General features: G+C 41.3%; 22 protein-coding genes and 2 tRNA genes. 13 read left to right on the forward strand and 11 right to left on the reverse strand.

Features of this window, described 5'->3' with window-relative positions; all coding sequences use genetic code 11:
• Positions 1-60 precede the first annotated feature (60 nt).
• From BLQ57_RS04510 to BLQ57_RS04520, 3 genes are all read left to right on the forward strand, one after another.
• On the forward strand, positions 61-690 hold the full coding sequence (locus tag BLQ57_RS04510; protein ID WP_087938190.1) for a hypothetical protein: 630 nt from the start codon (positions 61-63) through the stop codon (positions 688-690).
• A 155-nt stretch (positions 691-845) separates the two neighbouring features.
• Positions 846-1,835, forward strand: a complete 990-nt coding sequence (locus BLQ57_RS04515) for a sugar kinase (RefSeq protein WP_087938189.1) — start codon at positions 846-848, stop codon at positions 1,833-1,835.
• A gap of 1 nt (position 1,836) precedes the next feature.
• Positions 1,837-2,499 carry a beta/alpha barrel domain-containing protein gene (locus BLQ57_RS04520; RefSeq protein WP_139162660.1) on the forward strand — a complete coding sequence of 221 codons (663 nt, stop codon included), beginning with the start codon at positions 1,837-1,839 and terminating at the stop codon, positions 2,497-2,499.
• 32 nt (positions 2,500-2,531) lie between these two features.
• Here the strand turns inward: BLQ57_RS04520 and BLQ57_RS04525 are convergent, their stop codons facing one another.
• Positions 2,532-3,167 carry a peroxiredoxin gene (locus tag BLQ57_RS04525; protein ID WP_087938187.1) on the reverse strand — a complete coding sequence of 212 codons (636 nt, stop codon included), beginning with the start codon at positions 3,165-3,167 and terminating at the stop codon, positions 2,532-2,534.
• A gap of 147 nt (positions 3,168-3,314) precedes the next feature.
• On the opposite strand from BLQ57_RS04525, the gene BLQ57_RS04530 reads away from it, so the two are divergent.
• The 7 genes from BLQ57_RS04530 to BLQ57_RS04560 are packed head-to-tail and all read left to right on the forward strand — an operon-like array spanning position 3,315 to position 8,646.
• Positions 3,315-3,647 carry an arsenosugar biosynthesis-associated peroxidase-like protein gene (locus BLQ57_RS04530; RefSeq protein WP_087938186.1) on the forward strand — a complete coding sequence of 111 codons (333 nt, stop codon included), beginning with the start codon at positions 3,315-3,317 and terminating at the stop codon, positions 3,645-3,647.
• A 5-nt stretch (positions 3,648-3,652) separates the two neighbouring features.
• Positions 3,653-4,693 (forward strand): arsenosugar biosynthesis radical SAM (seleno)protein ArsS, encoded by a 1,041-nt coding sequence (gene arsS, locus BLQ57_RS04535; RefSeq protein ID WP_087938185.1) that lies wholly within the window; start codon positions 3,653-3,655, stop codon positions 4,691-4,693.
• Positions 4,693-5,301: a TIGR04282 family arsenosugar biosynthesis glycosyltransferase gene (locus BLQ57_RS04540; protein WP_262481072.1), complete on the forward strand. Its 609-nt coding sequence runs from the start codon at positions 4,693-4,695 to the stop codon at positions 5,299-5,301. Before arsS ends, BLQ57_RS04540 begins: the two co-directional genes overlap by 1 nt.
• The gene (gene arsM / locus BLQ57_RS04545; RefSeq protein WP_087938183.1) at positions 5,294-6,265 is read left to right on the forward strand and encodes an arsenosugar biosynthesis arsenite methyltransferase ArsM; all 972 of its coding nucleotides are present in this window, start codon (positions 5,294-5,296) and stop codon (positions 6,263-6,265) included. The genes BLQ57_RS04540 and arsM overlap by 8 nt, the downstream gene beginning before the upstream one ends.
• Positions 6,243-6,875, forward strand: a complete 633-nt coding sequence (locus tag BLQ57_RS04550; protein WP_087938182.1) for a DUF6134 family protein — start codon at positions 6,243-6,245, stop codon at positions 6,873-6,875. Before arsM ends, BLQ57_RS04550 begins: the two co-directional genes overlap by 23 nt.
• A 12-nt stretch (positions 6,876-6,887) precedes the next feature.
• Complete coding sequence (locus BLQ57_RS04555; protein ID WP_087938181.1) at positions 6,888-7,580, forward strand: TIGR04283 family arsenosugar biosynthesis glycosyltransferase; 693 nt, start codon at positions 6,888-6,890, stop codon at positions 7,578-7,580.
• Between the two features lie 7 nt (positions 7,581-7,587).
• A complete protein-coding gene (locus BLQ57_RS04560) occupies positions 7,588-8,646 on the forward strand; it encodes a VOC family protein (protein WP_087938180.1) in 1,059 nt (352 codons plus the stop codon).
• On the opposite strand, the gene gap is transcribed toward BLQ57_RS04560, so the two are convergent.
• On the reverse strand, positions 8,636-9,679 hold the full coding sequence (gap, locus tag BLQ57_RS04565) for a type I glyceraldehyde-3-phosphate dehydrogenase (RefSeq protein WP_240507737.1): 1,044 nt from the start codon (positions 9,677-9,679) through the stop codon (positions 8,636-8,638). The genes BLQ57_RS04560 and gap overlap by 11 nt on opposite strands.
• Positions 9,680-9,857: 178 nt before the next feature.
• Here gap and BLQ57_RS04570 point away from each other — a divergent pair.
• The 3 genes from BLQ57_RS04570 to BLQ57_RS04580 all read left to right on the forward strand — a co-directional run bounded on the left by BLQ57_RS04570 (position 9,858) and on the right by BLQ57_RS04580 (position 13,665).
• Positions 9,858-9,929: transfer RNA gene (locus BLQ57_RS04570), tRNA-Glu, on the forward strand.
• Between the two features lie 68 nt (positions 9,930-9,997).
• Positions 9,998-10,069: transfer RNA gene (locus BLQ57_RS04575), tRNA-Glu, on the forward strand.
• Positions 10,070-10,263: 194 nt separating this feature from the next.
• Positions 10,264-13,665: a HEAT repeat domain-containing protein gene (locus BLQ57_RS04580; protein WP_087938178.1), complete on the forward strand. Its 3,402-nt coding sequence runs from the start codon at positions 10,264-10,266 to the stop codon at positions 13,663-13,665.
• 138 nt (positions 13,666-13,803) lie between these two features.
• On the opposite strand, the gene BLQ57_RS04585 is transcribed toward BLQ57_RS04580, so the two are convergent.
• The 9 genes from BLQ57_RS04585 to BLQ57_RS04625 all read right to left on the reverse strand — a co-directional run bounded on the left by BLQ57_RS04585 (position 13,804) and on the right by BLQ57_RS04625 (position 22,978).
• On the reverse strand, positions 13,804-15,267 hold the full coding sequence (locus tag BLQ57_RS04585) for an SGNH/GDSL hydrolase family protein (protein WP_087938177.1): 1,464 nt from the start codon (positions 15,265-15,267) through the stop codon (positions 13,804-13,806).
• Positions 15,268-15,279: 12 nt separating this feature from the next.
• Positions 15,280-18,156, reverse strand: a complete 2,877-nt coding sequence (locus BLQ57_RS04590) for a TonB-dependent receptor (protein ID WP_087938176.1) — start codon at positions 18,154-18,156, stop codon at positions 15,280-15,282.
• A 319-nt stretch (positions 18,157-18,475) separates the two neighbouring features.
• Entirely contained in the window at positions 18,476-18,814 is a 339-nt protein-coding gene (gldC, locus tag BLQ57_RS04595) for a gliding motility protein GldC (protein WP_087938175.1), read from the reverse strand.
• 56 nt (positions 18,815-18,870) lie between these two features.
• On the reverse strand, positions 18,871-19,527 hold the full coding sequence (locus BLQ57_RS04600) for a 3-oxoacid CoA-transferase subunit B (RefSeq protein WP_087938174.1): 657 nt from the start codon (positions 19,525-19,527) through the stop codon (positions 18,871-18,873).
• A 25-nt stretch (positions 19,528-19,552) separates the two neighbouring features.
• Positions 19,553-20,248: a CoA transferase subunit A gene (locus BLQ57_RS04605; protein WP_087938173.1), complete on the reverse strand. Its 696-nt coding sequence runs from the start codon at positions 20,246-20,248 to the stop codon at positions 19,553-19,555.
• A 10-nt stretch (positions 20,249-20,258) separates the two neighbouring features.
• Positions 20,259-21,182 carry a bifunctional riboflavin kinase/FAD synthetase gene (locus BLQ57_RS04610; RefSeq protein WP_087938172.1) on the reverse strand — a complete coding sequence of 308 codons (924 nt, stop codon included), beginning with the start codon at positions 21,180-21,182 and terminating at the stop codon, positions 20,259-20,261.
• On the reverse strand, positions 21,169-21,855 hold the full coding sequence (truB, locus tag BLQ57_RS04615; RefSeq protein WP_087938171.1) for a tRNA pseudouridine(55) synthase TruB: 687 nt from the start codon (positions 21,853-21,855) through the stop codon (positions 21,169-21,171). Before truB ends, BLQ57_RS04610 begins: the two co-directional genes overlap by 14 nt.
• Positions 21,856-21,872: 17 nt before the next feature.
• A complete protein-coding gene (locus BLQ57_RS04620; RefSeq protein WP_087938170.1) occupies positions 21,873-22,085 on the reverse strand; it encodes a DUF3098 domain-containing protein in 213 nt (70 codons plus the stop codon).
• Between the two features lie 2 nt (positions 22,086-22,087).
• Positions 22,088-22,978: a cell division protein FtsX gene (locus tag BLQ57_RS04625; RefSeq protein ID WP_087938169.1), complete on the reverse strand. Its 891-nt coding sequence runs from the start codon at positions 22,976-22,978 to the stop codon at positions 22,088-22,090.
• Positions 22,979-23,030: the final 52 nt, after the last annotated feature.

A 23,030-nucleotide genomic window follows, 5' to 3' on the forward strand; every position in this document is an offset into this window, starting at 1 on the left:
CCACAGTTGATTTATTATTTAAAACAACCTTAAAGTTCTATCATCCTTAAAAATGTTCAAATGAAAAAACATCTATCAATTACCCACAAATTGCTGGTTCTGACTGCGATGGTATTCGGTGCTTCAGCTTGTATTTCGGAGACAGAGACACCCCTTATCGATCAGTCTCAAGTCGAAATTACCACCACGGAAGAAGGTGGAGAAAATCTCAAGAAGGGCGGACTTATACCTTATGAAGAGTCCTTCGTTAATCAGATTACAGTCGTTCCACCTACAGAAGAACTTCCTTTAACTTTTCTACCCGGGACTGGAGTAGGAAAAGCACAAGGGATGGGAAAAGTTTACTCGTTTATCAATCAAGTAGCTACATCGCTTACTACTTCTGAAGGCGCTCCCGTTACCCAATTTTATGCGGATGAGTTAGCTTCTTTTGGCCTGACGGATATCCCTGACGATGTAAATTCGGTTACCGTAAGCGAAAATGGGACGGCTATCTTTTATAGAAGTGAGACAAACCAAGCTACTTTTCCAGATGCAAATGGCATGGTGACGTTCGAAGCGGTAGTTCATATCGTCGGCGGAACAAAAAAATTCCGAAATGCTAGTGGTGAAGGTGTTTTGACTGGAATGTATGATTCTAATACAGGTGAAGGAACTTCTAAAATTGAAGCCCAGATCAAACTGCAGTAAGATAAATAGTAAGGTATGCCAATAAAAGGATGACCAAACGGTCATCCTTTTTTCTTTAATTCATGATAGAAAGCGTTTCCGTAGATTTTTAATTGATAGATACAGGTTATTTTGGATACTTTGGGTAATTTGATCACCGTGATCTAAATTATCTTATGAAGAAAGTTATTACTCTTGGAGAAGTCATGATGAGGCTTTCACCACCAGCGCATCAGCGATTTTTACAGGCAACTTATTTAGAATTGGAATTTGGAGGTTCTGAGGCCAATGTCGGTGCGGCCTTAGCCAATTGGGGCACACAGGCATTGCATCTTTCTGCTTTTCCAAGTCATGAATTAGGTCAGGCGGCTATAGCTTCCTTACGTCGAATGGGGATCAATACGGAGTTTTGTTATTCCTTGGCTGGACGATTAGGAACTTATTTTTTAGAAAAAGGGGCATTACACCGTAGTTCCAAGATTATCTATGATAGAGAGGGATCAAGCTTTTCCAAACTCAGCATTGAAAATGTAGACTGGGAAAAATTATTGGAGGGAGCAGATTGGCTGCACTGGTCTGGGATTTCGCCTGCTATCTCGCAGTCAGCTGCCGATTTAACTCGCAAAGCCGTCCAAGAAGCAAATAAAAGAGGAATCAAAGTGAGTGGTGATCTAAATTATAGAAGTAACCTATGGCAATATGGAAAACAGGTACATGAAATTATGCCTGAAATCATGGAAAACACCCACCTGATGATTGCTGGGAAAAGGGATTTTGAACAATGTTTAAATAAATCATTTCAAGATTTTAAAGAAGCTTCAACATTTGCCTTCCAACAATTCAAGCAGCTAAAATGGATAAGTCATACCAATAGGAATACTTATTCTGCTTCACACAATACGATTTCAGCGCGCTTGTTTACGTTAAGTGAAAGCTTTCGATCCAAATCCTACGACCTTAACCCTATAATAGATAGAGTGGGTACAGGAGATGCTTATGCGGCGGGCTTAATCTATGGACTGTTACACTTATCTCCCCAAGAGGCGATTGATTTTGCAATGGCTTCCGGTGCACTCAAACATAGCGTACCTGGCGATCAGCTGCTCTGTAGCTTGGAGGAAGTACAAGAAGTCATGAGTGGTAAATCAGGAAAAATCAAAAGATAAAATGAGAAACCCCAATAGTCCATTTATTCAAAAAATGCATCAGGCGGGCGTGATGCCTATTTTTTATCATCCGGATGAAAGAACCTGTCTTAAGCTATTAGAAACAGCCTATGAAGGAGGGATTCGAGTAATCGAATTAGTCAATCGTGGCGATCAAGCGCCCTTGATTTTTCCGGCTTTGCAAAGAATGGCAGAAACTCTTCCTGGCCTTTCTCTAGGAGTTGGTACGATTTACCATCCGTGGCAAGCTGAAGAATTTATCGATATGGGAGCTGAATTTATTGTGGCACCTGTGATGAATCCCAAATTAGGAGAATACTGCAAGAAGTTGGATATCCCTTGGGTGCCGGGTTGCGGTACAGTTTCTGAGGTCTTTGAAGCTACAGAATTGGGCGCCGAACTGGTCAAAATCTATCCTGCAAATATCCTTAGCCCTGGTTTTGTTCCCGCAGTGCATGCTGTATTACCAAAGGTGGAGATCATACCCACAGGAGGAGTAGAGCCCAGTTTAGAAAGTATAAAGCCATGGTTTGATGCAGGTGTGCTTTGTGTGGGGATGGGCTCACAGCTAATGAGAAAGGACTGGATAGCAGCAGGGGAATTTGCTAAAATTTCCAAATCCATCGAATCAGTCATCGCATGGATCAATCAGATCAAAAAATAAAGAGGAAGCTTTTACACTTCCCCTTCTTGTACTTACAAATTGGGCTGTGGAGTGGTTCTTAGATAAGGTTTTACCACTTGATGTCCTTTTGGGAATTTAGCAGGAATATCCTCATCCTTGATCGCAGGTGAGATCACCACATCTTCTCCGTTTTTCCAATTGGCAGGCGTAGCTACCGAATAATTAGCCGTTAATTGCAAAGAATCAATCACTCGGAGCAGTTCATCAAAATTTCTTCCCGTGGATGCAGGGTAAGTTATAATCAATTTGATCTTTTTATCGTTTCCAATCACAAAAACTGATCTTACCGTAAAATTTTCATTCGCATTGGGATGGATCATATCGTAGAGCTCTGATACTTTTTTATCCTTATCAGCGATTATAGGGAAATTAACCTCCGTTTGTTGAGTTTCATTGATATCGGCTATCCAGCCCCTGTGGCTTTCCAGACCATCCACACTCAATGCCATCACTTTGGTATTTCTTTTTTCGAATTCATCCCTGAGCTTGGCAACAGCTCCTAATTCTGTGGTGCACACAGGTGTGTAATCAGCAGGATGTGAGAACAATACTCCCCAACTATCCCCTAGATATTCATAAAAATCAATTTTTCCTTGGCTTGTTTCAGCTTGAAAATTGGGCGCTAAATCTCCTAGTCGTAATGTCATAGTAATTTGTTATTTAAAGTCTATAGGGATAATAGGAAAATAGAATAATTTGTTCCCACAAACACATTTAATAACATTCGCTCTGTTCTTGTGTTTTTTTTCCTATAACTTCAATCCAACTTAAACTATCAACACGTATATCAGATCATGAAAACTTACTACAATCCAGAGGACTTAAAAAAATTTGGAAAAATCGGCCAACTTCAGAAACCTTTAGCAGATAAATTTTTTGATTACTACGGAGAGGTTTTTGAAGAAGGAGCACTGACGGCAAGAGAAAAATCATTGATCGCACTGGCCGTGGCACACGCTATTCAGTGTCCATATTGCATAGACGCTTACACCACGGATACTTTGGAAAAAGGCTGTGATGAAGAGCAAATGATGGAGGCTGTTCATGTGGCAGCAGCTATCAGAGGAGGTGCATCTCTGGTACACGCCACACAAATGATGAATAAAATCAACGAAATATCGATGTAATCGGAATGAAGTCACTCAAAGCATTAGCAAACCCACTTTCAGAACCCGCATTTGAACTTGAAATATTAGAAAATAGTAATGTAGATCGCTTTGAAAGCAAACTTGATCCCATAGGTTTGTTTCCCTTGAAGCCCACCCAGATTGAGATTTTACAGCTCAATCTTGGCAAAATGTGTAATCAAGTGTGTAAACACTGTCACGTTGATGCCGGTCCGGATCGAAAAGAAATAATGACTCCCGAGACGATGCAGGCTTGTCTGGATGTGATCAAAAATCATCAAATCAATACGATCGATCTTACAGGTGGAGCTCCTGAGATGAATCCTCATTTTAGATGGTTTATCGAGAAAATTCGTGAGATCAATTCCGAGTGTACCATCATTGTACGTTGCAATTTGACCATCATTCTGGCCAACCCAAAGTATCATGATTTACCTGATTTTTTCAAGAAACATAATATAGAAGTCGTGTCTTCCTTGCCTTATTTCACTGCGATGAAAACTGATTCCCAGAGAGGAGATGGAGTATTTGATAAAAGTATAAAAGCTCTCCAACTCCTGAATCAAGTCGGCTATGGGGTATCCGGTACTGGTCTAATACTGAACTTGGTCTATAATCCCTCAGGAGCTTTTCTGCCTCCAGCGCAGGAGGCCCTAGAGCTTGAGTTTAAGAAAAAGCTTAAAGAGCGATTTGATATCACTTTCAATTCTCTCTTTACCATCACCAATATTCCCATAAGTCGCTTTTTGGAATATCTCATCAGAAGTGAAAACTATGAGGCCTACATGGAGAAACTTATAGAGAATTTTAACCCGGGTGCTGCAGCAAATGTGATGTGCCGTAACACGGTATCTGTCGGTTGGGATGGGTACTTGTTTGATTGTGATTTCAATCAAATGTTAGACTTAAAAGTAAATGCCGAAAACAGCCAACACATTTCGGATTGGGATCAACAGTCTTTGACCGAAAGAGAGATTGTTGTGAATAAGCATTGCTTCGGCTGCACGGCTGGGTCGGGCTCTAGTTGCGGAGGTAGCACAGCATGATGAAAAATAGTGCACTAATTATCTTTCAAAAAAATGCTGAGCTCGGTAAAGTTAAGACTCGATTGGCTAAGGATTTAGGAGATCAAGAGGCATTGGCTATTTATGAAAAGTTGTGTGATTTTACCCATCAAGTATGCAGTCAATTGAATGTAGAAAAATACGTGTACTACTCCTCATTCGTTCCCGATAATAAACCTCAGGGTCCTACCTACAGGATGAGGCTTCAAAGTGGCGAAAATCTCGGTGATCGTATGTTAAATGCTTTTGAAGATCTCTTCCAAAGTAATTTCCAAAAACTGATCATCATTGGAACAGATTGTCCCGAAATCAGTGCTGAACTTATCCAAAAAGCTTTTGATCAATTAGATAGCAAGGATGTGGTCATCGGTCCAGCAGAAGATGGTGGATATTATCTACTTGGAATGAATAAATTAATTCCGTCTCTTTTCAAAGGAATCTCCTGGAGCTCGGAAATGGTATTTGATCAGACTAAATCTATCATAGAAGCCAAAAAACTTACCTATTATTTATTGCCCATGCTCTCGGATATAGATCGCTTAGAGGATTGGGAAAAAATGAAATCTCTTTTCACCAGTACCTATGAATAATTACTTAGACACCACCATCGATGTGTATGCAAAAGCCGCTCAGACACCTGATGTAGGGCTATGCTGCACGACTTCTCCGATTTGGCAATTTCCCGGCTTAAAAATCCCCAAAATCATGCAGGAGATGAATTACGGCTGTGGAAGTACAGTTCATCCTAGGGACCTCGTTAACAATCCCAAAATACTCTATGTGGGAGTAGGAGGCGGAATGGAAGTACTGCAGTTTTCTTACTTTTCCCGCCAGGAATCAGGTGTCATCGGAGTGGATATTGTAGAGGATATGCTTGCTGCCTGTGATCAAAATCTCCAAGTCGCCGAGAAAGAAAACGATTGGTTTCAGCGAAGTTTTGTCGATTTGCGTAAAGGCACTGCCCTAAACCTTCCCGTAGAGGATAATTCTATAGATGTCGCTGCTCAGAATTGCCTATTCAATATTTTCACACATGAAGACCTGAAGCTAGCTCTCGCTGAGATGCACCGTGTTCTCAAACCACACGGTAGACTTGTGCTGAGTGATCCGATTACAGAAGATCCTATGCCAGAAAACTTGAAAAATGATCCTAAGCTTAGAGCCCTTTGCCTCAGCGGTTCTTTGCCTTTGAAAGACTATATCAAAATGATTACTGATGCAGGATTTGGTACAGTAGAAATCAGAGCCAAAAGGCCATACCGTGTATTGGCCCCCGGTCAATACGATACAGAAAACATGATCGTCTTAGAATCAGTGGAAGTTTGTGCTATAAAAGACCCCATGCCAACTGACGGGCCTTGTGTTTTTACAGGAAAAGCAGCTGTCTATTTCGGAGAAGAGGATTACTTTGATGACAAAAATGGACATGTCTTAATGCACAATCAGCCTTTGGCTATTTGTGATAAGACCGCCGGTGCGATTCAGGTTTTAGGTAGAAAAGATATTTTAATTACAGATTCAACTTATTTCTATGATGGGGGAGGCTGCTGCTAAAACTTGGAAAAGATCAGCGCTTTTTGCTGTATTGATGAGCTTTGTTTTCGGCGGACAATTATCCGCGCAAAATCAAACCCAAGTAGATAATTATGAAATACGAGTAGCAGGGTTTAAAATTGGAGACCTGGAAGCCAAACTCACCAAAAATGGTAATAACAAAAATTTCCTTCTGCAGAGTGAAGTAAGCTTTTGGTTTTTTGGAAAGATTTTTCTGAACCATGAGATCGACTGTCAATATCTTGAAGATCAATTGATTTCATCGCGTGTATCTTCTCAGTCTAATAGAGGAGACTTTATTACTGAGATTGATTGGATGGAAAATCATTATCAAGTAGAGGCTGAGACATACAAATATGAAAACTCTACCACAATACAGCGAGTGATTGAGGGGAGTACTGCAAAATTTTACTTTGAGAAACCTCAAGATGGAGATGAAATTGTTTCAGAGACTTTTGGGCTTTTGAGTGAAGTCAAAGAGGTGGAAAAAGATGTCTTTGAAATCGAAATCAACGGGAATCGAAACCGGTTTTACTATACAGGGCAGGAATTGACCAAGGTTTTGATTCAAAATCCAATCAAAAATTACGTGGTCCAGCGGGTGAACTGAGTTTTTTTACTTATGAAAATATCGGTCATTATACCTACGCTTCATGAGATACAAAATCTCCAAGAGTTGATCCCACTACTTCAAGAAGAGTTGAAAAATTTCCCTCATGAAATAATTGTCATCGATGGGGGAAGTGAAGATGAAAGTGCCACTTTTTGCAGGCAAAATGGAGTGCTATTCGAAAACTCAGGGCGATCTAGCAGAGCTGTTCAGATGAACTTGGGTGCCAAAATAGCCTCTGGTGATATGTTCTACTTTGTTCATGCAGATACACGACCGCTGAAGGGGTTCTACAGTGACATTTTGAAAGCTGTCGAAAAAGGAGCTCTTGTGGGTTGCTACAGGTATCGCTTCGATTCGGAAAATTTCTTGCTCAAAATAAATGGTTGGTTTACTCGCTTTAATGGGCTCTTTTCTGGAGGAGGAGATCAGACGCTTTATATTCATCGATCAATTTTTAAAGAATTGGGTGGTTTTAATGAAGAGTACTGCATCATGGAAGACTTTGAGCTGGTTCGAAGAATTAAAAAGCGTTTTCGATTTCACATTATTCCGAGGTCAATCCGTGTTTCTGCTAGAAAATATGATCAAAATAGTTGGTTTAAAGTTCAATGGGCTAACTTGATGGCTTTCACTTATTTTATTCAACACCGAGATCCTAAAGAAATCCGACAGCTGTATCAGAAAATGCTCAACACTAGATGAAAAACCAATGGCCTATTCAATAAATGGAATCCAACAAATCGGAATAGGAGTCCAGGATGCAGAGGCAAATTGGACCTGGTATAGAAAAGCGTTTGGGATGGATGTACCGATATTTAGGGATAAGGCTGCCGCCACGCTGATGTCACCTTTCACAGGAGGTGAAGTTCATGAGCGCTTTGCCATTTTGGCGATGAATTTACAAGGAGGAGGAGGCTTCGAAGTATGGCAGTACACATCAAGGATACCGCAGTCCGCAGCTTTTGACATCCAACTCACAGACCTTGGTATTTTAGCCATTAAAATCCGCTGTCGAGACATCAATCAGGCTAAAGTACACCTTGAGGACATAGGCGCGACAATTTTAAATCAGCCGAACAAAAGCCCAGCCGGGGATTGTCATTTTTATGTAAAAGATCCTTTTGGAAATCTATTTGAAATCATTGAAAATAGTTCTTGGTTCTCTGATAATAAAGGAGTCACAGGTGGAGTCTGTGGGGTTTTGATCGGCTGTTCATCTATTGAAAAAAGTCTGCCACTCTATCGGGATTTGTTAGGACACGATGAGGTAAAAAGTGATTGCATTGATCTTTTTGATGATATCAAATCCTTGGCAGGGGGAGATGTGAAATACAGAAGGGTGGTCATGACAAAGGCAGGAAAGCCTACCGGGGCATTTGGTCGCCTCCTGTGTCAATCTGAAATCGAATTGATTTCAACCGAAAAAACTACAGGAAGAAGGATCTTCAAGGATCGATTTTGGGGTGATTTAGGTTTTATCCATCTCTGTTTCGATGTGAATGGTATGGACGATCTTAAGGCAAAAGCCTTATCTCTTGGCTTTGATTTTAAGGTGGATAGTAAGGATAACTTTGATATGGGAAAAGCAGCGGGAAGATTTGCTTATATAGAAGACTTAGATGGGACCTTGGTAGAATTGGTAGAAACTTTTAAAGTCCCCATTTTTGCTCCTTTGGGGATTTATCTCAACCTCAAGTCCCGAAAGAAAACGGGCCCCTTGCCCAATTTGATGATCAAAGCACTAGGTTTGAACCGAGTCAAAGAATGAAGGATTGATTTCGTGCAGAAAGCACGCCAATCAAATCCACCAATCTGTTGGAATAACCTGCCTCATTATCATACCATCCAACTAATTTTATCAAATTTCCTTTAGAAGAGGTAAGTGCGGAGTCAATAATGCAAGAGTGTGGATTACCCAAAATGTCCATGGAGACAATAGGATCATCTTCTACTTGTACAATTCCCTTCAAATATCCTTGTGAGGCTTTCAAAAAAGCGTCATTTATCGCATCTACGCTTGCTTCAGTTTTGAGCTCTACAATAAGATCGGTAAGCGATCCATCCGGAACGGGAACGCGCATCGCAGAGGCTTCTATCTTTCCCGACAGGGAAGGTAAGACACGGTCTAGTGCTTTTCCGGCATTGGTAGTCGTCGGGATAATGGAATAAGCCGCAGCTCTCGCTCTCCGTAAATCCCGGTGGGGAGCATCGTGAAGGTTTTGGTCATTGGTATAAGAATGCACCGTAGAGGCATAGCCTTTCACTATCCCAAACTGATCCTCCAAAACCTGTACCATAGGGGCAAGGCAATTGGTGGTACAAGAAGCATTTGACACAATTCGCTCCTCGCCAATCAAAATGGAATCGTTCACCCCCAAAACCACCATTTTGATGCTTTCATCTTGTGAAGGAGCAGAGATGATTACTTTATTTGCCCCTGCTTTGAGGTGTTTTTCAGCTCCTTCTCTTGTAGTAAATCTCCCTGTGCACTCTATCACTACATCGATTTTCATTTCTTTCCAAGGAAGCTTCTCCGGGTCAGCTTGAGAAAGTAGATCGATGGGTTGATTATCGACCATAAGCTTTGTGTTTTCGACAAAAATCCTAGAATCAAACTTGCCGTGTACTGAATCATACTTTAAAAGATGGGCAATTGCTTGGTCATCAGCCAGATCATTGATGGCTATTAATTCAAATTCAGGGCGATTTAATAATAGTTTCGTCGTATATCTTCCAATTCTTCCAAATCCATTAATGGCTATTCGAATCTTCTTTGGAGCTTGCATGAAATAGAGGTTCATTTGAAAGGTTAAAATTAGCCAAAAGGAATTGATTCCTCCCAGAGAAAATTTTAATTGCTTTGGATCAGCTTTTTAGAGGCTATTCTAAATAAATTTTTGCAGCCACTTTGCTATTCTAAAAGCAAGCTTCTATATTTGCACAACCTTTTGAAAAAGGACGTTTTTCAAGGTTTTTCATGGTCCGTTCGTCTAGGGGTTAGGACGCATCCCTTTCACGGATGAAACACGGGTTCGATTCCCGTACGGACTACTTAGTTCATCGAATTATCTCTTAGTAATAGAATTTTCGACAATTGAAATTTTTAACAAACCCCAAATGGTCCGTTCGTCTAGGGGTTAGGACGCATCCCTTTCACGGATGAAACACGGGTTCGATTCCCGTACGGACTACATAGGACTGGTGTAAGAAGCTGGTTATCAGTATTTTTGTTTTATGGTTGTTAGTGGTTAAAGTGAACAAAATCCCGACTTCTGGTCGGGATTTTTGTTTTTAGGACTAGTAGTTCCAAATGTTTTGATGAGTGGATTCTAGACTTTTTTAAAAATGACTAATTTGTCATTTAAACCTAACGCTCAAATAACCTATGCACTTGAAAAACATCAGCTATGGTGTATTGACCACCATAATACTCTCCTTGATTTCTTGTCAAAAGGAGCCAACTGATCTTCGGATTAAAACCTTTGGAAAATCTGAATTGGAGGAGCAGGCTAAGAATGCCCGAGCTCAAATTAACCCTGTTTTAAAATCTGGATTAAAACTCTCGGCATGGGGAGTGGATTCCTTGGTGTTTGATCCCATTTCTATCCATATCACAGATCAGGGAGATCTTTTTTATTCCCGAACCAATCGCCAAAAGAATTCTGAATTTGATATTCGTGGCCATCAAGATTGGGAAATACGCTCCATTAGTCTTCAAAATATAGAAGATAAGCGAACTTTTTTACACTCCGAATTATCTCCTGAGCGAAGTGATCAAAATACTTGGCTCGCTGACTTGAATGGTGACGGTTCGCATGACTGGCGAGATATGACCGTCGAGAAGGAGCAGATATTTAAGCTTCGCGATACAGACGGAGATGGACTTGCGGATTTCTCACAACTCGTGGTAGAAGATTTCAATGATGAAGTTACCGACGTAGCGGGTGCTGTGATGATGGGTGAAGATGCCCTCTATGTGGGAGTAGGTCCAGATATGTGGCGCCTTGTAGATCAGAATGGAGATGGCATAATGGACGATAAGGAATCCATTTCCCATGGTTATGGAATTCATATCGGTTTTGGTGCTCATGGAATGTCCGGATTAGAGATGGGGCCTGATGGTCGAATCTATTGGGGAATAGGAGATATCGGTTTCAATGGAAAAGGACCGGATGGCAAAGAGTGGAAATATCCCAATCGAGGGGTAATTGCTCGGGCCAATCCTGACGGGTCAGACTTTGAAATATTTGCTATGGGTGTTAGAAATACCCACGAGTTTGTTTTTGATGCACACAATAATTTGATCTCTGTGGACAATGATGGAGATCACGCTGGAGAAAAAGAACGGCTGGTTTATCTGACCAATGGCTCTGACTCGGGTTGGAGAATTAATTGGCAGTTTGGAAAATACCGTGACCCTGATAACAATACCTATAAGGTATGGATGGACGAAAAGTTATTTACTCCTAGATGGGAGGAACAAGCAGCATTCATTACCCCGCCCATTCTGAATTACGTATCAGGACCTACAGGGATGGTTTATAATCCGGGTTCCGGTTTGGGACCTAAGTGGAAGGATCACTTTTTTGTGGTGGAATTTGTAGGCAATGCTGCCAACTCAGGAATTCACGCCTTCACACTTGAGCCCAAGGGAGCTTCATTTGAATTAAAGTCAACTGAGCGAATCATTTCTGGAGTATTGCCCACTGGTATGGATTTTGGACCTGACGGAAAGCTATATTTTGCGGATTGGGTAGACGGATGGGGAACCAAAAACTACGGTCGAATCTGGAAACTAGAGGATGAAGAAGCCGAAGGCTGGGAGCTGCAGTCAAATGTAGAAAATGAATTGAAGGCAGATTTTAAATCCCTTTCTTCAACTGAACTCAAGTCAAAACTTTATCATGAAGATTTGAGAGTAAGGAGAAAAGGGCAGTTTGAGCTTGCCAAAAGACAGGAAGAAGGCTTGGCCATTTTCGAAGAAGTTTTGGCGGATAATTCAAATCAATATGCTAGAATTCATTCTATAGTAGGGATCAGTCAGATTGCCAGATTGAATGATTTAAATCAGGCAGACATTTTGGTTTCCTATTTGAAAGATTCTGATCCCGAAATCCGTGCCCAAGCTGCTAAGTGGATAGGGGATATTCGTTATCCCAAAGGGGGCGATGAATTGATTGCCAACTTGAAAGATGAGAATGCCAGAGCCCAGTTTTTCGCGGCAGAGGCACTTGGACGTACAGCTGAAACTAAAGCCACGAGTGCGCTTATTTCATTATTAGAGGCCAATGATGACGAAGATGCATATTTACGACATGCGGCTACTTTAGCATTGGCTAGAATAGGTGATGAGGAAACTCTAGCGGCACTTTCAGACCATGAGTCAAACGCGGTAAGAATGGGGGTGGTGATCGCCCTGAGAAGGTTAGAAAGTCCGGCATTGGCCAAGTTTCTCTCCGATCAAAATGAACTGATCGTAACAGAGGCGGCAAGAGCAATTCATGATGATTTTTCGGTGGAAGCAGCCCTCCCGGAATTAGCGGCATTGATTTCTTCCACTCCATACAACAACGAAGCATTGGTCAGAAGGATCCTTAGCGCCAATCAGCGAGTAGGAGGAGAGAAGCAGTTGAATGATGTTTTATCCTATATCTCATCCAGTAAAGCTTCAGAGGCTATGAAAATCGAGGCTTTGGCTATTGTGGGGACTTGGAGTAAGCCTTCTGTAGTAGACCGCGTAGATGGACGTTTCAGAGGGCCTGTCGAAAGAGATGGAAACTTGGTCCGCGAGCAAAGCTTATCCGTCCTATCAGCCTCACTTTCTCATCCATCGTCAAACATAAGAGTAGAGTCGGCAAAAGCTTTGGGCAAACTATCTACTGCGGATGCTGCAGATTTATTATTGACAAGGCTTAAAACAGATCCTAGCGATGAGGTCAAAGTTCAGGCATTACAAGCATTGAAAGAAATGGACGCTTCTAATCTTCCTGATGCAATTGCCACCGCCATGAACGATTCCAAAGATAGGGTTCGGGTAGCGGGCTTAGCCTTGCTTTCGGAGACCTCTTTGCCAAGAGATCAAAAGGTAGATTTGCTCATGGACATAATCCAAAAGCGAACCGATGCTGAAAAACAGCGTGCATTATTGACCTTGGGAGCTTTAAACAATTCGGCGGAACTCCCTGTATGGGAGAAAATTTTTGCTGATTTTTCCTCGAATAATTTAACTTCTGCTACTTGGGTCGAACTCGAGGAAGCGGTAGGTGCTACCGGTTCCGAAAGTCTTCAAGATCAATTTGAAGAATTGCTTTCTCAAAAGGCCGGAGATCAAGAATGGAAAAAGTTTGAAGGAGCCTTGGCCGAAGGAAATGTACGGGTAGGAAGAAACATTTTCTTTCAAAATCAAACCGCACAATGTATTCGCTGTCATGCTTATGATGATATGGGAGGAAATGCCGGCCCTAGATTGAATGGAATTGCCAAAAAATTAAGTAGAGAGGAATTATTGATTGCTTTGGTGGACCCTAGTGCTAGGCTTGCTCCAGGTTATGGTTTTGTAAGCCTTAAGCTAGAAAATGGGGAGGAGGTAAACGGAACATTGATGGAAGATTCTGAAGCTGGGGTGACAGTGAAAGTAGGAGCGGAACCTGAAAAAACATATAAACCTAATGAAATCAGTGAGAAGAAAATAGCCGTCTCAAGTATGCCTACCTTAGCTGGTAAATTGAGTAAAAGAGAAATAAGGGATCTAGTAAGCTTTTTGAGCACTTTAGAAAGCGAACATTAACCAAAAGATATGCATTTTAGTCCAAAGCAAGTTTAGTAGAAAACGAATCCACTTTGCCGATTAAGATTCCAAATAGCTTATTCAACAAAAAAGCCACTCAATCGAGTGGCTTTTTACATTATTCAACTATCGGTAATCTTATCTAGGAAGATCATTACCGATGTAATTGTTAGGGTTAGCTTTAGGGATATTTGCTCCCCATTTAGCATTGATGGCATCAATAAAATGATTGGCTACAAAAGCATGAGCTCTTGCGTTAGGATGCACTCCATCTAAAGAGAAGCCACCTGTAGGAGGGACAATTGAAGCCGTTAGCCCCACACCACCGGAAGATACTTGACCTTGAAGTACTCTATTTAGAAGGTCATTTACATCTACTAGTACCAATCGGTCATTATTTGCTTGTACTGCGGCCGAGATGATTCCATTAAAAGCAGTGATTTTCTGATTAACCTCAGCCTGCTCTTGGATGGTCAAAACAAATTGGTCTTCTACAGGAAAACTGATACCTCTAATTAAGGCAGGATTACCGCCTACCACCTGACCCAAAGCTTGTGCCAATGGTAAGGTAGCTCTGTCAGAAGGATTACTCATTCTTAAGGATGGAATTCCCAATCCACTTAAATCTGTAAGGGACTCATCCGCCATCACAAAGCCATTCTGTCCTGCTTGAAATTGAATTTGTCTTAATTCTTCCTCTTCAGCAGTAATCAACCCTCCATTTCTAGCCAACGCCAATCCCCCATTATATTGAGCATATCCAGCATTAGCTTGATCCGCTTGGGCTTGGGCTAGAGGTAGTGCATTCCAAGGAACCAAAGTGAAATAAGGCAAAACTGCTAAACTTGGCACATTGGCCACAGCACCTTTGGCTTCAGGACTTGCTTGTAGAAGTGCGCCTAAAGCACTTCCTAATCGTTGTTGAAAATCTTCATCAGAGGTCAAGATAGCTGGATTTGAGGCACCGCCTGTTGCGTAACCTAATACGTCATTGTTTCCTAACCAAAAGGTAAAGAAGGTACCTCCATCAGCTAGTGCTGCAGCGGCATCTCCAATTACAGTGGATGTGCCAGGGTTAGAAGCAAATCGCTCATAAAGTCTATTGTAAGCAGGATTTTGAGGAGAAGCAGGACCACCTGTTTGAGGGATTAAGGCCGTCAATAGGGTAATTCCAGGTACTCCAAAATTATTAAGATTTGACTTGTCACCGGTAAAATCTGTTGGAATATCACCAGCTCCTATAGGGGCCGGTCCAGTGGCGCCGGTCTGAGGATTAACGGTCAATACAAGTCTACCTAGGGGACCTTGAGGTCCCATTTGGAAGAATCCATTGGTAGAGTTGATCGAAGGGACATTAAAGTCCCCACCCCCAACAGCTCTTGCCTGCTCGGCCAGTATCACAGCAAAGGAATTTTCTTGTCCTCTGTTGTACAAAGCCCCATCCATAAAGCCCGCAGTCAGGGAATTGCCCACGGAAATTATTTTAGAGAAATCCGCCGATCCTGCAGTCGGTTCGTTGACCTGAGGCTCCGGAAAATCATAGGTACAGGCAGCTAAAGCGCCAAATACCAGTAAGAATATTGATTTATTGATATATTTCATTTTAGCCGATTATTAGTTCAACAACTCATCAAATGTGATGGAAACGTAGTAAATCGCTCCTATTGTAGGTCCACCGAAATTTTGGAAATAGCGATTATTGAAAAGATTTGATCCACCGATTTTAATGATAGATTTCAATTCCTTCATTTTGTAGCTGATCTGTCCATCAAATGTATGGATCTCAGGGACATCTCCTTGGGCGAAAGTAGACTCCCATCTGAATCCACTTTGATACCTGTAAGTGATTCCAAATCCGATTTTATCTGTCAGCTTTCTATTTCCAAAAGTAATGTTGGTCTTATGCTCCGGTGTATTGAAATCATTCAAGAAGTCTTCACTAATGTCAGAAATCAAACGGTTGAAGTTATAGTTACCACCCAAAGTGAAGTTTTTAGGCAGATTATAAGTTAATCCCAAGGCGGCACCATGAGCACGAACTTCCTGCCCCACGATGTTGGTGTAGGTTTGGAAGGTATTTTCCTGACCAGGAGTGGTGATTGGTGTCAGAAGGGTAGGAGCGTTGATTGCAGTAATTGCTCCCTCGTCCGTATTTGGCATTGCACCTGGGAAAACTGGTCCCGGAGCTTTTCGAACCGCTGTTTGCGAAATAAAGTCATTGTAGATATTGTAGTAATAAGCAAAGTCAACCAATAACTTATTATTGCTCAACAAACTTTTGTAACCAATCTCAACAGACTGAACACGCTCTGGTCTCAGTTCGGGAATCAAATCCGGAGTGGCTCTTTCTAGCAATCCTGTGGCTCTAGGATCGACTGGAGACAAACCAGAACCTACCGCTGCTACATATCTATTTACTGAGCTTAAGGTGTAAGCATTTTCGTAGATATCATATTTTTCTCTGTAGAAGGGCAGTCCACCGATCAGACGAGCAGAAACCACATTCAGATCAATGTGCTGTCCCTGAGTTGTAGGGTTACGGAAACCAGTCTGATAGGATAATCTGATGTTGTTGTTTCCTTGAGTAAACACACCTGAAAGTCGCGGGCTAAACTGTCCTTGGAAATTTTCATTTTTATCATATCTCAAAGATCCCGTCAATTTCAATTTATCTTGGATTACCTTTTTAGAAGCTTGAGCAAATGCACCGACCTCTTGGATGGTGATATCATTTCCTTCTACATCGGCGAAAATGGTTCCGTTGGATCTTAAATCATATACTCTATAGGAGCCTCCGACCTGTAAGTCCATAAAATCAATTTCATCACTGAAATTGTATTGGCCTTCTACCATATTCATTCTAGACTGATCATTGAAAAGCGAACCATTGGGAATTACCTCACCTCTTACAGCTGATTTTGCAGCTTCAAACTCTGGCGTTCCAGGTATCAATCTTCCTTGGTCAGCAGCTCCGCGAGCAAATTGATGTGCAAGGGCTTGCTGAGCAGGACTTCCTAATTGTCCTGGAGTGACACCTTGACCGAAAAGGTTTTGCAGGTAAGCACCGGCATATTGACCAAACCAATCTGTGTTCGATTTCCATCGATCATTAATGGCCACACCCGTCAAGTCAGCTATGTAAGAATCTCCAGAATTTTCAATAGTGGTGTAAGCTCTTAGGAAGTAATTAGCCCCTTTCAATTCCAATTTGTGCTGAATGATAGAAAAATTAGCTAAAGAATAGCGTTGCGCTCCAGTATATACCGAAGTACCCGAGCCATAGTTCATGGTATACGATAGCTCAGAGCGGTCATTGATTCTATAATGTAATGCACCATTTAATTTGAGGTTTTTGGCATTATAATCTACCAAGAATCGCTCATCATACCCTGTTCTTGAGACGATTTGATCAGGCAATGAATTAGCTCCTGCACCAAAAATCTGCTGAATACCAGCCACATTTCTCAGCAGACCGATATTATTAGATACCTCATCTCCGAAAACGTGTACGCGGTTGGATCCAGGATTGAAGCTAAGGTCTCCTTGATTTAATCCCCCAAGATCAGTCTGATCTGTGCCATGCCAATCCAAAGCCTCCATGTAAGAAGCATTAATTTTGAAGGCAAATTTGTTGTTGAAGGCCTTCGCATAACGAATGGAGCCCTCATACATGGGCTGCGGATTAGTAGGTTCACCTGGTCTACCCGCGAAGTGATTGACACCTTGTTTGTAGAAAGCACTCAAGCCTTGATATTCGAATGGACTTTTGCTGTTAACCAATAAAATACCATTGAAGGCATTAGGACCATAAAGTGCAGAAGCCGCACCAGGAATAAACTCCACACTTTCTACGTCAAGCTCTGAAGGACCGTTAAGATTTCCAATTGGGAAGTTTAGCGCAGGTGCCTGTGTATCCATTCCGTCAGTCAACTGAACGAATCGGGTATTTCCTGTGGAATTAAAACCCCTTGCATTGATGATCTGGAAATTGATAGAAGAACTTGTCACATCTACCCCCTTGAGATTTCCGATCGCTTTGTAATACGTATCAGAGGGAGTGTCTCGAATCGCTAGTATATCCATCTTTTCGATCGAAACAGGGGATTGAAGGATGTTTTCCTCAACTCTTGATGCAGAAATTACCACCTCCTGACCCAACATGGTTTGCTCGGCCAATTCCACTTTTAGATTAGAAGTGTTGGCATTGGTGATTTCCACTTCTATTGCCGCAAATCCAACCATTGAAAAAACCAATGTAAAAGGAGGGGCTTGATTGACATTAAGTGAGAAGTTACCGTCTAAATCGGTAATTGTTCCAATCACTCTGCCTTTGACTATAATGTTGACACCTACCAGGGTTTCCTTGGTATCAGCATCGATTACGGTTCCTGAGATGGAAGAGGATTGCGCAAAGGCACCTCCTAGCCCCAGGGAAACCAGCAAAGTTAGTGTTAACACTAAGCCTTGCATTTTTTGAGTAAATGTTCTCATAGGCTATTTTGGTAATTAAGTAAATTGGTAAATACAGAAACTAGGGTGATCCTGTATATATGACGAAATTTATTGTAAAATTTGATTAAACAAGGCCTTTTTAAAAAAAATCCTTGAGAGAAAATCGGCCTACTTTACAGCCAAGAATGGAAACTGAAGCCCACATCCTGAAAACTATTAAACAATTATTACATTTTTTTAAAAATTATTAAGCTAAGGCAATTAATTATTAAGGATTCCTAAAAATAAAAGGCCACTTTTGGTCATAAAAAAAGGAAGTCCAATAAAATCAGACTTCCTTTTTTGATGAAAATTATTCTTAAGATTTGGCGTTTTCTTCGTTTACATGACTTACCAGTCTATCGCAAAGTTCTTTCATTTCTTCCGACATGTATTCATCGCCCGTACTGTTGAGGATTGTTTGAGCCATTCCTCCGATGACATCGATGTAGAATCGCTTCATTTCCGCTACGGACATTTCGTCTGTCCATAGGTCGATTCTAAGGGTGCTTTGATTTAAATTATCCCAAACATTCAAACTGATGCTTTTGGTACTTTCATACCCATCAGCTTCCTTGTCTGTGGCATCCCAAGTGATGGATTTTGGGAGATTACTATCGTCTAGATTGATTTTGAATTTGATTTCTGAATCTTTCATTTTTGAAAATTTTGATGGTAACCCAGATTCAGGTTACTCAGTTCCTTTATCGCACTTTAGAATTGCATTTCGGGAATTTCTCCTGAAATGATAAGTTTTCCTGCCGTTTTTTCTCGGATTTCTTCCACACTTACTTCAGGAGCTCTTTCTTTTAAAATAAAGCCTCCTTTCGGGTCTATTTCCAAGACCGCCAAATCGGTGACTATTTTTTTAACACATCTGATTCCTGTAATCGGTAAAGAACAGGAGGGGAGTAATTTGGAAGACCCATCACGAGAGCAGTGTTGCATCGCAACAATAATATTGTCTGCTGATGCTACCAAATCCATGGCACCTCCCATGCCTTTAACCATTTTGCCGGGAATTTTCCAATTGGCAATATCTCCATTTTCCGATACTTCCATGGCACCCAAAATGGTTAAATGCACATGTCCACCTCTTATCATTGCAAAGGACTCTGCCGAGTTAAAAAGGGCAGAGCCTTTGGTCATGGTGATAGTCTGCTTACCAGCATTGATCAAATCCGGATCAATGTCCTCCTCTTTAGGAAATGGACCGATCCCAAGAAGACCATTTTCTGACTGAAGGACTATTTCCAATTCATCAGGAATATAATTTGCCACTAAGGTGGGAATACCGATTCCCAAATTGATGTATTGACCGTTTTGAACCTCCTTGGCTATCCTTTGGGCTATTTGTTCTTTCGTTAACATTTGGGTTTATTTTAAAGTGAAAAAATCATTTTGTGATGGTACGCTGCTCTATACGTTTTTCATAATCTTTCCCTTGAAAGATCCGCTGCACATAAATCCCCGGCGTATGTATTTGATTGGGGTCCAATTCACCTGCCGGAACCAATTCTTCCACCTCGGCGATGCAGATTTTACCGGCAGCAGCCATCATCGGGTTGAAGTTTCGGGCTGTCCCTTTAAAAATGAGATTTCCTGCAGTGTCACCTTTCCAAGCTTTTACCAAGGAAAAATCAGCTTTAAGCCAAGATTCTAAAAGGTACTTTTTGCCCTCAAATTCTCTTATTTCTTTACCTTCGGCCACCTCTGTACCCACTCCTGCAGGAGTGAAAAATGCAGGAATCCCAGCTCCTCCCGCTCTCACACGCTCCGCCAAGGTACCCTGTGGAATAAGATCTACCTCTAACTCTCCACTTAGCAATTGCCTCTCAAACTCAGCATTTTCCCCTACATAGCTAGAGATCATTTTCTTGACCATTTTCTTTTTAAGCAAAAGACCTATTCCAAAGTCATCGACTCCAGCATTATTGGATACGATGGTAAGGTTATCGATGGGCCGTTCTAGCAATGCAGAAATGCAGTTTTCCGGAATACCAGAAAGTCCAAAGCCTCCCATCATCAAAAAAGCCCCGGTCGGTATATCTGCAACCGCCTCATGGGCATTTTTTACAGTTTTATTTATCATTATATTGGGTTTATAGTTGTGATTTTGCTTCTTCTTGATCGATAATCAGTTGTGCTTTGAGCCCCTCTAAGTTCTCAAATTTTTGCTCTTCTCTCAAATAGGACTCCAAGTAAATCGTGATTTGCTGGTCATACAAATCACCTTTGAAATCAAATAGGTGCGCCTCTACTGTTTGTTTGTTTCCATCCACAGTAGGTCGATTGCCTATATTTAGCATGGCATTGTGTATTTTCCCTGCTACCAAAGCCCTCACGGCATAAACACCATCTTTAGGGATGAGTTTGTAGTCATTAGGGATATGGATATTAGCAGTAGGAAATCCAATCGACCTCCCTATTTGCTGACCTTTGATCACTATACCATTTAGCTCGTAGGGTCTTCCAAGATATTGATTTGCAGTAATGACCTCTCCGGATTCTAGGGCTTTTCTGATTTTAGTACTTGATACACCTATAGCATCGACATCTTGGCGGCTGATTTCTTCAAGTTCAAACCCAAATTGATCGCTGTGGTTTTGAAGGTATTCAAAACTGCCTTCCCGGTTTTTACCAAAACGGTGATCGTATCCGATGACCAATCTTTTGGTACCTATTTTATCAACGAGTATTTTTTGGATAAATTCCTCGGAACTGAGCTGTGAAAACTCCTTGGTAAAGGGAATAGAAATCAAATGATCGACCCCGAATTGCCGAAGTAATTTGGCTTTTTCTTCAAAAGTGGAAAGCAACCTGAGCTTATGCTCCTTGGGATACAGAACTAATCTGGGATGCGGCCAAAAAGTGATCAGTACGGTTTCCCCTCCCTGAAGCTTAGCCAACTCTTTGAGTCGAAGTAAAATTTTTTGATGGCCAAGATGTACCCCGTCAAAAGTTCCGCTTGTGACTACAGGGTTTGGAATAGGTGCAAAGTCCTGAAGACCTTCATAAATTTTCATCGGTTTTTCTGGCTTTAATTTCTTCGATCAATGAGGTGAGCTCTTTGGCATCAGAAAGTAAATGCTCCCCAATTCTAGTTCGGCAGAGACTACTCATATAAGCCCCAACACCTAAGATTTCTCCTAAATCTCTAGCAAGACTACGGATATAAGTCCCCTTGGAGCAAGAAATCCGAAACCCTATTTCATTGTCTTTAAAATGTGTCAATTCAAATTCACGAACGTAAACCGTCCTAGGCTCCATTATTACGGATTTTCCAGCTCTTGCTGATTCGTAGACGCGTTTTCCATCCACTTTAATAGCTGAGTGCATGGGAGGAATTTGTTGAATTTCACCTGTTAACTTTTGGATCGACTCTTCAACTTGATTTTTGGTGATATGCGAGGCATCAGCCACAAATTGAATGGGTTGTTCTAGGTCAAAGGATTCTGTAGTTTCGCCGATTTTGAAGGTTCCGGTGTACTCTTTTTCCTGACCCATAAAATTATCTATCTGTTTGGTCATACGGCCTGCACAGATAATTAGTAGACCTGTAGCCAAAGGATCAAGTGTGCCCGCATGGCCTACCTTTTTGATTTTGAGGGCATTTCGGATTTTTTTTACAACATCAAATGAAGTCCATTCTAGCGGCTTATTGACCAAAAAGAATTCACCATAGGGCTCTGATTGCATGATATGAATAATTGGCTTCAGACGTTGTTTTCTGTTTTTGCAAAAATCGCATAAAACTCAAAAATGAATCCCGACAAAGTAACGATAGGCCCTATAGTCAATCCCAAAACCCCGTTTCCGTGTGGTTCCGGGTCTAAGCCGATCAGGACAAATCCCAAAACGATTAGGCCTATTCCTATAAACATCAATTTATAATTTTTTCGAGAAAAGGGGAAAGAAGATTTACTCATAGTTAGTATAGTTCGTCAAGTGACATATTCAAATATTTATTTACAGCTCTCAAGGTGCTTAGTAAAGATAGAAAACCTCCTACTACAATTAAAGAAACGAAAAGCACAAGGAGTAGTTCTTGATTTTGCAGCAAGGCAAAGCCTTCGATAGCGGATTGGGTATAAGTAATGATGATAAAAAGTACTGCCGAAGCCATCAAGCCTGCCAACATCCCAAATATCCATGACCGTAGAAGAAAAGGTTTGCGGATAAAACCACGTGTAGCACCGACAAGCTGCATGGATCGAATCAGAAACCGCTGAGAAAATAAGGCTAGCCGGATGGTATTATTGATTAACATAATCACCGTAATAATCAGAATTAGTATAAATCCTCCCATCACCAAACTTACCTTAAGGAGATTTTTATTGATAGAATCTACCAAATCCGTCATATAGGAGACCTCAAAAACTCCTGGAATAGTTTCCAATTCCTGAGCAATAGCCTCAAGTTGCTCAGCAGTTTGAAATTCCTCAGAGACCGTCAACACAAAACTATCTCGCAGAGGATTATCCTCTAGAAACTTGGTGAAATCTTCTCCTGTACTTTCTATAAAAGCGGAAGCAGCCTCTGCATTGCTGATAAATCGAAGACTTAGGGTGTCTGCTTTTTGTAGGATAAAGGGTCGACTCGACAAATTGTCTTTAAGTTGCTGCAATTCAACATCGCTTAGATTTTTATCCAAAAATAATTGCACTTCTACATTTTCTCTAATCATAGAAGTCAAGGTTTTGGCTTGAATCAATATCACTCCAAAGAGGCCTACTATAAATAAAGAAAGTGTGGTGCTGAATAGTACACTACCGAACTTAAAATGCCCTAACCGTTTTTTCTTTCGAGGGTAATTTGCCATAGCTTATCAAAATTCTCATCAAAGCTAACCAACCCCAAGGATTTTGCCAATC

It is taken from the genome of Algoriphagus faecimaris, assembly GCF_900101705.1.
GTDB classification, from domain to species: Bacteria; Bacteroidota; Bacteroidia; order Cytophagales; family Cyclobacteriaceae; genus Algoriphagus; species Algoriphagus faecimaris.